This window comes from Parvibaculum sp. (assembly GCF_049651025.1).
GTDB lineage: Bacteria > Pseudomonadota > Alphaproteobacteria > Parvibaculales > Parvibaculaceae > Parvibaculum.
The window spans coordinates 1-8,430 of the sequence record NZ_JBASBH010000043.1 but is presented as its reverse complement, the minus strand read 5'-3'; the positions used below and the strand labels follow the sequence as shown (position 1 = coordinate 8,430).

The following is an 8,430-nucleotide window of genomic DNA, read 5'->3' as shown; positions in this document are numbered from 1 at the left end:
GCGCGATGCCGCGCTCCTTGCGGAAGCGGTCACCTTCACCTGCTGCCGGGATGCGCTCGATTGCAGGATGGCCGACATAGACGCAATCGAGGTTCGCTTCAGCGCGGAAAAAATCCGGCTCGAAGGGCAGCAGCGCCAGAACGCGCTTTACATATTTCGCCATGGCGCGCGCGCGGCCGCGCCGCCAGGCCCAGACGCTGGGTGAAACGTAATTCGCAATCAGAATATCCGGCGCGCGTTTGGCGACACGCTTTGCCACCATATGCGTGAAGTCCGGGCTGTCGATGATGACGAGCACGTCCGGTTTCTCGGCGATGGCGAAGGCCGCCGTTTCGCGCACGCGGCGCAGGATCAGCGGCAGGCGCGGGATGACTTCGGCTGGGCCCATGACGGATGTATCCGACATGGGGAAAACGGATGTGAGGCCATGCGCGATCATGTTCGGCCCGCCGACGCCGGTGATACGCACTGCGCCGCCCGTGAGGCTTTTCAGCGCTTCCATCAACTCGCCGCCGAGCGCGTCGCCGGAAGGCTCGCCTGCAACGAGCATGATGTGCGGGATTTTCGATGCGGCGCTCATCGGACCAGACTTTCAACGCGGGAGGGCGGGAAGCCCAGAACAAAGAGGCCGAGCGCATTGGCGATGCGGGTCATTTCTTCGGCGTCCGCTATGATCGCGCCGCCCGCCTCAACTGCGATGCCTGCGAGACCTGCCGCCGCCGCGCGCTCGACCGTGCGCGCGCCGATGGTTGGCCGATCGACGCGCCGATCTTGCGCAGGCTTTGGCAATTTAACGAGAACGCCCTGGCGCGTTGACGCGGCGTGCGGGGTTTTCGCCGCGACACGCGTAAGCATAACGTCCGTACCCTGTATATCTTCAAGTGCGATGACGTGGCCCTGGCGCGCGACGGCGCCCTGACCTATGTCTTGCGCGCCGATATCATGCGCGGCGCGGATCGCGAGATCGATGTCGGCCTGATGAGCGGCATCGGGCGCTATTCGAGTGAACAGACCTTCAGCGGCGAGCAGCGAGGTCAAAATGGTTTCCGCGCCGATGACGCGCAGGCCGTTATCTTCGAGGAACTCGACGACGCCGCGCAGCAGCGCATCGTCGCCGCGTTGCATGCGCTTTATAAACCGGGGAAGCAGGAGCAGGCCGCGAAAATCCGGCACTATGTCGCGCAATGTCGGCCGGGTCATGGGGCCGATGATGACGATATCCTCGCACCCGGCTTCCCTGAAAAGTTTCAGGAAGCGGCCCATCGCGCCGACGCGGACCCAGCCGTGCGGCCAGGCTTCGATGGAGGAGCCTGCCGCGCCTTTGACGCCGACGATGAAGACGTCGCGGCCGCTGGCGCGGGCGGCCTCCGCCAATTGCAGCGGCAGAGGGCCGCTGCCTGCGGCGATGCCGAGTTTGCGCGGTCGTTCGGCGGGGGCGCTCATGGCCTGATGTTAGCGCGACGGCAAGCAGAGCGGGCGGTCGCTGGCGGACTGGATGAAGTTCACGATTTCCATCACGTCAGGACTATCCGCAAAACGCTCGGCCGTGGCGGCAACGCGGTCGCGCAACGCGCCCTCCGCGGAAAATATCTGGCCATAGGCGTCGCGCATCGCGTTTATGCGTTCACGGGAAAAGCCGTGGCGCTTCAGGCCGACGAGGTTCAGCCCCATCAGGCTTGCGCGATTGCCGACGACGAGACCGAAGGGGATGATGTCGCTTTCGACCGCACTCGCACCGCCGACAAAGGCGTTGCGGCCGATGCGCACGAACTGGTGGACCGCTGCGCCTCCGCCGAAGATGACGTGATCGCCGATGCGGCAATGGCCTGCGAGGAGCGCCGCGCTCGACAGAATGACGCCGTTACCGATCTGGCAGTCATGGCCGATATGGACGCTCGACAGAGCCGTGCAATCATCGCCCACGCGGGTCACCATGCCGCCACCTTCGGTGCCGGTGTTCATGGTCACATATTCGCGGATCAGCGCATCGGCGCCGATTTCAAGCGTGCTCGGCTCGCCGTGATATTTGAGATCCTGCGGCGGCTGGCCCAGCGAGGCGAAGGGATATATCCTCGCGCGCGGGCCGATGGTCGTGCGGCCGTCGATGACGACATGCGAGTGGAGCACGGAGCCTTCGCCCAGCGTCACGTCACCGCCGATGACGCAATAGGGCCCGACTTTCACATCGGCGCCCAATTGCGCTTTCGGATCTATGATGGCCGTTGGATGAATATCCACCATCAGGCCGACGCCTGATCGATGATCATCGCGGCGAAATCCGCTTCGGCGACGACTGCGCCCTCGACCTTCGCCTGGCCGCTGAACTTCCACACGGGCCCGCGATTTTGAATCTTCGAGACATGCACATGGAGCACGTCGCCGGGTAGGACCGGTTTGCGAAACTTGGCGCGCTCGATCGACATGAAATAGACGATCTTGCCTTCAGCGCCTGTGCCGAGGCTGTTCAGCACCAGCGCGCCTGCGGTCTGCGCCATTGCTTCGACGATCAGCACACCGGGCATGACCGGGTGGCCGGGAAAATGACCCTGAAAGAACGGCTCGTTGTTCGACACGTTCTTTATGCCGATTGCGCTTTCATTGCCGCGCATTTCGATGATGCGGTCGATCATCAGCATCGGATAGCGATGCGGGAGCAGTTCCATCACCCGCTTGATGTCCGCACTTTCGAGCTTTTCGGCTGCCGCCTGCGCCTCGCTCATGGTCTCGTCCTCTTCTTCCGCGTTATCAAGCCCAGTTTCGTTTTATTCGCCGCCGGTTTCACCAGTGCCCGTGCCGGGCTTGCGACGCTTACCCAAATTCTTGACGGCTGCGAGTTCACGCGCCCATTCACGCACCGGGCGCGCCGGAACGCCGCCATATCGCTCACCCGGCGGCACATCATGGATCACAGCACTGCGCGCGGCGATTTGCGCGCCGGTGTTGATCGTCAGATGCCCGGTCACGCCGACCTGCGCCGCCAGCACGACAAAATCGCCGAGCTTCGCGCTGCCGGAAACGCCAGTCTGCGAGACGATTATGCAATGGCGGCCAGTCGTGACGTTGTGGCCGATCTGCACGAGATTATCAATCTTGGTGCCTTCGCCAATCACAGTGTCGGGACCGGCGCCGCGATCGACTGTGGAGTTCGCACCGATCTCGACATCGTCCTGAATGATGACGCGGCCAAGCTGCGGCACCTTTTCGTGGCGCGGAAGACCCATCGCAAAGCCGAAGCCGTCCTGACCGATGCAGACGCCGGGATGCAGCATGACGCGGTCGCCGATATGCGCGTGACTGATGGTGACGTTGGGGCCGATGAAGCAATCGCGGCCGATGGTGCACCCCTTGCCGATCGACGCATTCGCGCCGATGACGGTGCCCCGACCGATTTCGACGCCGGCACCGATACTCGCGCCCGGCTCGATGGTCACGCCTGCCCCGAGCTTCGCGCCCGGATGAACATTGGCGCGAGGGTGAACCGTGCCGCGCTCGCCGAAGGTGTCGCTGCCCGTTGCTTCTTCAGGATAGAAAAGCTGGCTTGCCAGCGCATAGGCGCGATAGGGCTCCTTGCTCAGCAGGAGCGCCAGCCCTTTGGGCGCACGGTCGACGTAGCGAGGATGCGCGAGACAAGCGCCCGCCCCCGTCACCTCGAAGGCGCCCACATATTTGGGATTGTCCAGAAAACTCAGGTCGGCAGACCCGGCCGCATCGAGCGGCGCGACGTCCGCGATCATGCGTTCCGCATCCGCCGGGGATGCGAGTTCGGCACCGACGCGCCGGGCGATATCGCCCAGCGCGAAGGGACCTTTATTGAGGAAAAAACGAGTGTCAGCCATTGCCGTTGCCGCGCGGCAGCCGAGCTAAACCCGTCCGCCCTTTCCTTGTTACTGCTTCAGAGAAGAAAGCGGGACCGGCTTCACGTCAACCGTGGTCAGTTTTGCGTCAAGCGCCTTCAGCACTTCGGCGGTCACGTCGAGATCGACGCCGCCTGCAAGCACGACCGACTGGTCGAGAAGAATATTGGCACCGTGCTTCTTCATGACGTCTGCGAAGATCGGACGAATTGCCGCTTCGATTTCACCGCGCGCCTTGTTGCTGCCGAGCTGCAATTCCTGGCCCTTCTCCTGCATCGTGCGCTGGAGATCCTGCTGCTTCTGTTCGAAGGCCTGAACCTTCTTGCCGAAATCAGCTTCGCTCAGAAGCGCGCGCTGCTCGCTGAGCTTCTTCGCTTCGGCCTTGAGCGCGTCTTCGCTCTTCTTGCCTTCGGCCTGAAGCTTCTTGGCAAGCGCCTGAATCTGAGTGCGGACGTTCTGCCCGACCTTTGACTGGCCGAAGAGCTGCTCGGAATTGACGATCACGATGACGCTCGGCGTGGCTGCGATTGCGGCCGTCATGGAGGCGCCGGAAACGAAGGACGCGAACGCCAGGCCCGCCAGCACGCGCGAAACAGAACGATAGAACTTCATGGTAGAGCTATCCCCTTGAAAACTAGAAGCTGGTTCCAGCGCTGAAGCGGAATGCCTCGCGTTGGTCATAAGGCTCGTCGATAAGTACTTTGGCGAAGTCGAGACGGACGGGGCCGAATGGCGACTTCCAGTTCAGGCTCAGACCCGTCGAGACACGCGGCGCAATTTTGTCTTCAAACAACCCCGCATTGGTGCTGTCCTCTGCCTTGCCGATAACGCCGTAATCGACAAATACGCTCGTGCTAATTCCCAGGGCTTCGGGCAAGCCGTTCGGGAAGGTCATTTCGGTTGTGCCGAAAGCATAGACCTCTGCACCGATTGCGTTGTTGAAAGATATGCTACGAGGGCCGATGCCGCCCGATTTGAAGCCACGGAAATCGGTGCCACCTTTGAAGAAGCGGTCATTGAGGCGGACTTGCTCACCGATTCCCTTGATTACACCGAGATCGAACCGCTGTGACGCGACAAAACCATCGGCAACCTCCAGATAGCTATGCGCAAGAACCTGTGTTGACAGATAGCGCACCGTGCCGCCGAGACCGGCAAAATCCTGGCTGAAGAGAAGATCCCAACCGCCCTTCGGATCGACCGGGTCGTCACGATTGTCGAGATAGTAGTCGTAGCCAACGATCGATCGCGTTTCCTGCCCTTCGGCGTCCTTAATGATCGGATCGGTCGTCGTGACATTGCGAATTTCTTCGCGGCGCAACTGATAGCGCGCCAGGAAGCGGCTGTTGTCAGAGAGGGGAAAGCCAAAGCGGAAGCCAAAGCCTGTGGTCCTCGAGTCGAATGAGGCCTGGTCCTGATAGTTGGTTTCGCTGCCGAAGATATCGATACCGCCGACCAGATCGCGGTCGAGGAAATACGGATCGGTATAATGGAACTGGATCAACTGCTGACGCCTGGACAGCGACACGCTTGAGCCGAGTTGCAGGCCGCGACCAAGGAAGTTCCGTTCGTTCAACGACAGGCCGACGATGGCGCTGTCCACGGACGAGAAGCCGAAGCTCAATGACAGCGAGCCGGTCGACTGCTCCTGAACCGCGACATTGACGATTGTCTGGTCAGACGCGCTGCCCGGTTGCTGACTGACATCGACCTTGCTGAAATATTGCAGGCCGCGAATGTTCTTTTCGGACTTGTCGAGAAGCACCTTGTTGAAAGCATCGCCTTCGACAAGCTTCATCTGGCGACGGATAACGCGGTCAAGCGTGCGCGAGTTGCCGCTGATATTGATGCGCTCGACATAGACGCGCGGTCCCTCGCTGATCGTATAGGTCATATCGACCAAGCGCTTCTCGCGGTTACGCTCGACGCGCGGGCGGACCTGCGCAAAGGCATAGCCCTGGGCACCGGCGGCAAAGGTCAGCGCATCGGTGCTCTTGTCGATCAGCGTCGCATTATAAGTGTCGCCGGACTTCGTCTTGATGAGTGCTTCAAGCTCTTCCTTGTTCAGCTTTTCAAGGTTGGTCTTGATGGCGACCTTGCCGAACGAATAGACCTCGCCCTCTTCCACCGTGAAGGTGATGTGGAACGACGAGTTGTCGCGGCTGAGGTCGGCAACAGCGGAGACGACGCGGAAGTCCGCAAAGCCTTTGGAAAGATAGAAGCGGCGCAGCAGCTCGCGGTCATAGGTCAGACGATCTGGATCGTAGCTGTCCGAAGAGGAGAAGAATTTCCACCAGGACGATTCGCTCGTCGAAATGACTTCACGCAAAGTGCCGTCGCTGAATTCCTTGTTGCCGAGGAATGTGATGGCCGCGATCTTCGTCTTCGGGCCTTCATTGATTTCAAAAACAAGGTCGACGCGGTTCTGCGGGAGACGGATGACCTTGGGCTCGACGGTCGCGGCGAAACGCCCGCCACGCCGGTAAAGCTCGATGACGCGCGTCACGTCAGCCTGAACCTTGGCGCGCGTATAGATGGTGCGCGGCTTCAGCTGAACCTCATTGTTGAGGTCTTCTTCCTTGATCGCCGAATTGCCTTCATAGGCAACGCGATTGATGATCGGGTTTTCAACGACCGAAATGATGAGCTTGTCACCATCGCGGCGGATGCCGATATCGGCAAATAGGCCTGTCGCAAAAAGCGTCTTCAGGGAGCCGTCGATCTGGCCTGCGTCGTAGGGCATGCCTTCGCGGAAGGCCATGTAGGACAGGACCGTTTCGCGCTCGATGCGCTGATTGCCCTCCACGACGATCTGACGAATGACCGGCCCGGCCTTGGCAGCGGCGGCGGGCTGGGCGGCTTCAGCGGCCATGGCGGCAACGCCGAACACGGACGCATCGCCCGTGACCTGCGGTGCGAGTGTCCACGCCGAGAGAACCAAGGCAGCCATGCCGCCAAGGCTCGCAACTCTGGTCAAGTAACCGGCCAGTCGCCCCATCCCAACACCATCCTCAACCGCGCAACACTTGCACACTGCAAGCGCCGCATTGTTATTTCCAAACCCCGACCGGGGATCGCACCACCATCCGCGCTTGTGCAGACGATCAGCTAAACAAATGCACCAAGTCATTCCAGGTGGCAAAGACCATCAGCATCATGACCAGCGCAAGACCGATGCGGAAACCGAATTCCTGCGCCCGCTCGCCCATGGGACGTCCGCGCACAGCCTCGACCGCATAATATAGAAGATGCCCGCCATCAAGCATGGGCACCGGGAAAAGGTTCAGCAGGCCGATACTGACTGAAAGGACTGCCGTCAAGTTCAGCAAGGCACCAAAGCCGATAGAGGCGACCTGACCGGAAACTTCGGCAATGCGCAGCGGACCGCCGAGCTGGCTCGAATCTTCCTTGCCGACAATGATGCCGCCCAGATAGTCGATCGTCCGCGCCACGATGAACCACGTCTCTTTCGCGCCGAGCCAGAGGCCCGTCAGCGGATTCGTCTTCACGACCTTGTAGCTGCCATCGCTCGCGTCGCGCTGGATGCCGAGAAGGCCGATGCGGTGAACATTGCCGAAGCGGTCTGTCACTTCCTTAAGGCGCGGCGTCGCCACGACCGTCACTTCGCCGCCAGCCCGCTTGAGGCCGAAGGTCAACGGCACGTCGGCGCTGGTGCTGACGATGCGCTGCATCTCCTCAAAGCTGTCGATGGCGCTGCCGTCGATGGAGGTGACAAGGTCGCCGGATTTGAAGCCAGCCTCTGCGGCAGCGCTGCCGGGCTGAACGATATCGATGAGGGGTGTCGCCGTGCCCTGCCCGACAATGGTGAAGATGCCGGCGAAGATGACGGTTGCGAGGATGAAGTTTGCAATCGGCCCGGCTGCGACGACGGCGGCGCGCTGATAGAGCGGCTTGAAGTGGAAAAGGCCGGCGCGCTGGTCTTCGGGCACCTGCGCAAGATGGGCGCGGTCGGGCGTGCTCGCGGCGTTGTTGTCGCCTTCGAATTTCACGTAACCGCCGAGCGGCACCCAGCCGAGCTTCCAGCGGGTGCCGTATTTGTCGGTGCGTCCGAGAATTTCGCGACCGAAGCCGATGGAAAATACGTCGACTTTCACGCCGCACATGCGGGCAACGAGAAAGTGGCCGAGCTCGTGAAAGAACACGACGACCGTCAGCACAAACAGGAACGGAATCAAATAGCCCCAGAGAGAGACTCCGAAACCACCAATCCCCGCCAACAGGTCCATCACACTCAAAATCCCATCTCACGTCGCGCGGCGCGACTCATATCAGAATTATGATTCCGGTCGCCCAAACCGCAACGCACTCCCCCACGCGCGCCCCAAGGGCAGCACGTCCAGAATGGAGACTACGTCAGCGGCTGACCAAATGCACCAGTTCCTCAGCGTGAATCCGCGCAATTCGGTCGATTTCGTAAATCTCCTCAAGGTCCGCCGGGGCGCCGTTGACCCGGGAGGCCTTGGCGAGCACGGATTCGACAATGGAAGCAATGTCCAGAAAGCCGATATGCCCTCCGAGGAAGGCTGCAACGGCAATTTCATTCGCAGCATTGAGA

Annotated in this window: 8 protein-coding genes and 1 pseudogene; all 9 read right to left on the bottom strand. The window is 61.1% G+C overall.

The window, feature by feature from the left end; translation table 11 throughout:
* Window positions 1–580: lipid-A-disaccharide synthase (locus WA943_RS05530; RefSeq protein WP_424468853.1), on the bottom strand; the 580-nt coding region annotated here is incomplete at its 3' end.
* On the bottom strand, window positions 577–1,443 hold the full coding sequence (locus WA943_RS05525) for an LpxI family protein (protein WP_424468852.1): 867 nt from the start codon (window positions 1,441–1,443) through the stop codon (window positions 577–579). The genes WA943_RS05530 and WA943_RS05525, both read right to left, overlap by 4 nt.
* Before the next feature lie 9 nt (window positions 1,444–1,452).
* A complete protein-coding gene (lpxA, locus tag WA943_RS05520) occupies window positions 1,453–2,241 on the bottom strand; it encodes an acyl-ACP--UDP-N-acetylglucosamine O-acyltransferase (protein WP_424468851.1) in 789 nt (262 codons plus the stop codon).
* Entirely contained in the window at window positions 2,241–2,720 is a 480-nt protein-coding gene (gene fabZ / locus WA943_RS05515; RefSeq protein WP_424468850.1) for a 3-hydroxyacyl-ACP dehydratase FabZ, read from the bottom strand. The genes lpxA and fabZ overlap by 1 nt, the downstream gene beginning before the upstream one ends.
* Window positions 2,721–2,762: 42 nt before the next feature.
* Window positions 2,763–3,836, bottom strand: coding sequence for a UDP-3-O-(3-hydroxymyristoyl)glucosamine N-acyltransferase (lpxD, locus tag WA943_RS05510; RefSeq protein ID WP_424468849.1), 1,074 nt, complete (start codon window positions 3,834–3,836; stop codon window positions 2,763–2,765).
* 48 nt (window positions 3,837–3,884) lie between these two features.
* The gene (locus tag WA943_RS05505) at window positions 3,885–4,466 is read right to left on the bottom strand and encodes an OmpH family outer membrane protein (protein WP_424468848.1); all 582 of its coding nucleotides are present in this window, start codon (window positions 4,464–4,466) and stop codon (window positions 3,885–3,887) included.
* A 22-nt stretch (window positions 4,467–4,488) separates the two neighbouring features.
* Window positions 4,489–6,831 (bottom strand): outer membrane protein assembly factor BamA, encoded by a 2,343-nt coding sequence (bamA, locus tag WA943_RS05500; RefSeq protein WP_424468847.1) that lies wholly within the window; start codon window positions 6,829–6,831, stop codon window positions 4,489–4,491.
* Window positions 6,832–6,958: 127 nt separating this feature from the next.
* Window positions 6,959–8,101, bottom strand: a complete 1,143-nt coding sequence (rseP, locus tag WA943_RS05495) for an RIP metalloprotease RseP (protein WP_424468854.1) — start codon at window positions 8,099–8,101, stop codon at window positions 6,959–6,961.
* 127 nt (window positions 8,102–8,228) lie between these two features.
* Window positions 8,229–8,430, bottom strand: a pseudogene (locus WA943_RS05490) (1-deoxy-D-xylulose-5-phosphate reductoisomerase); the annotation flags it as partial.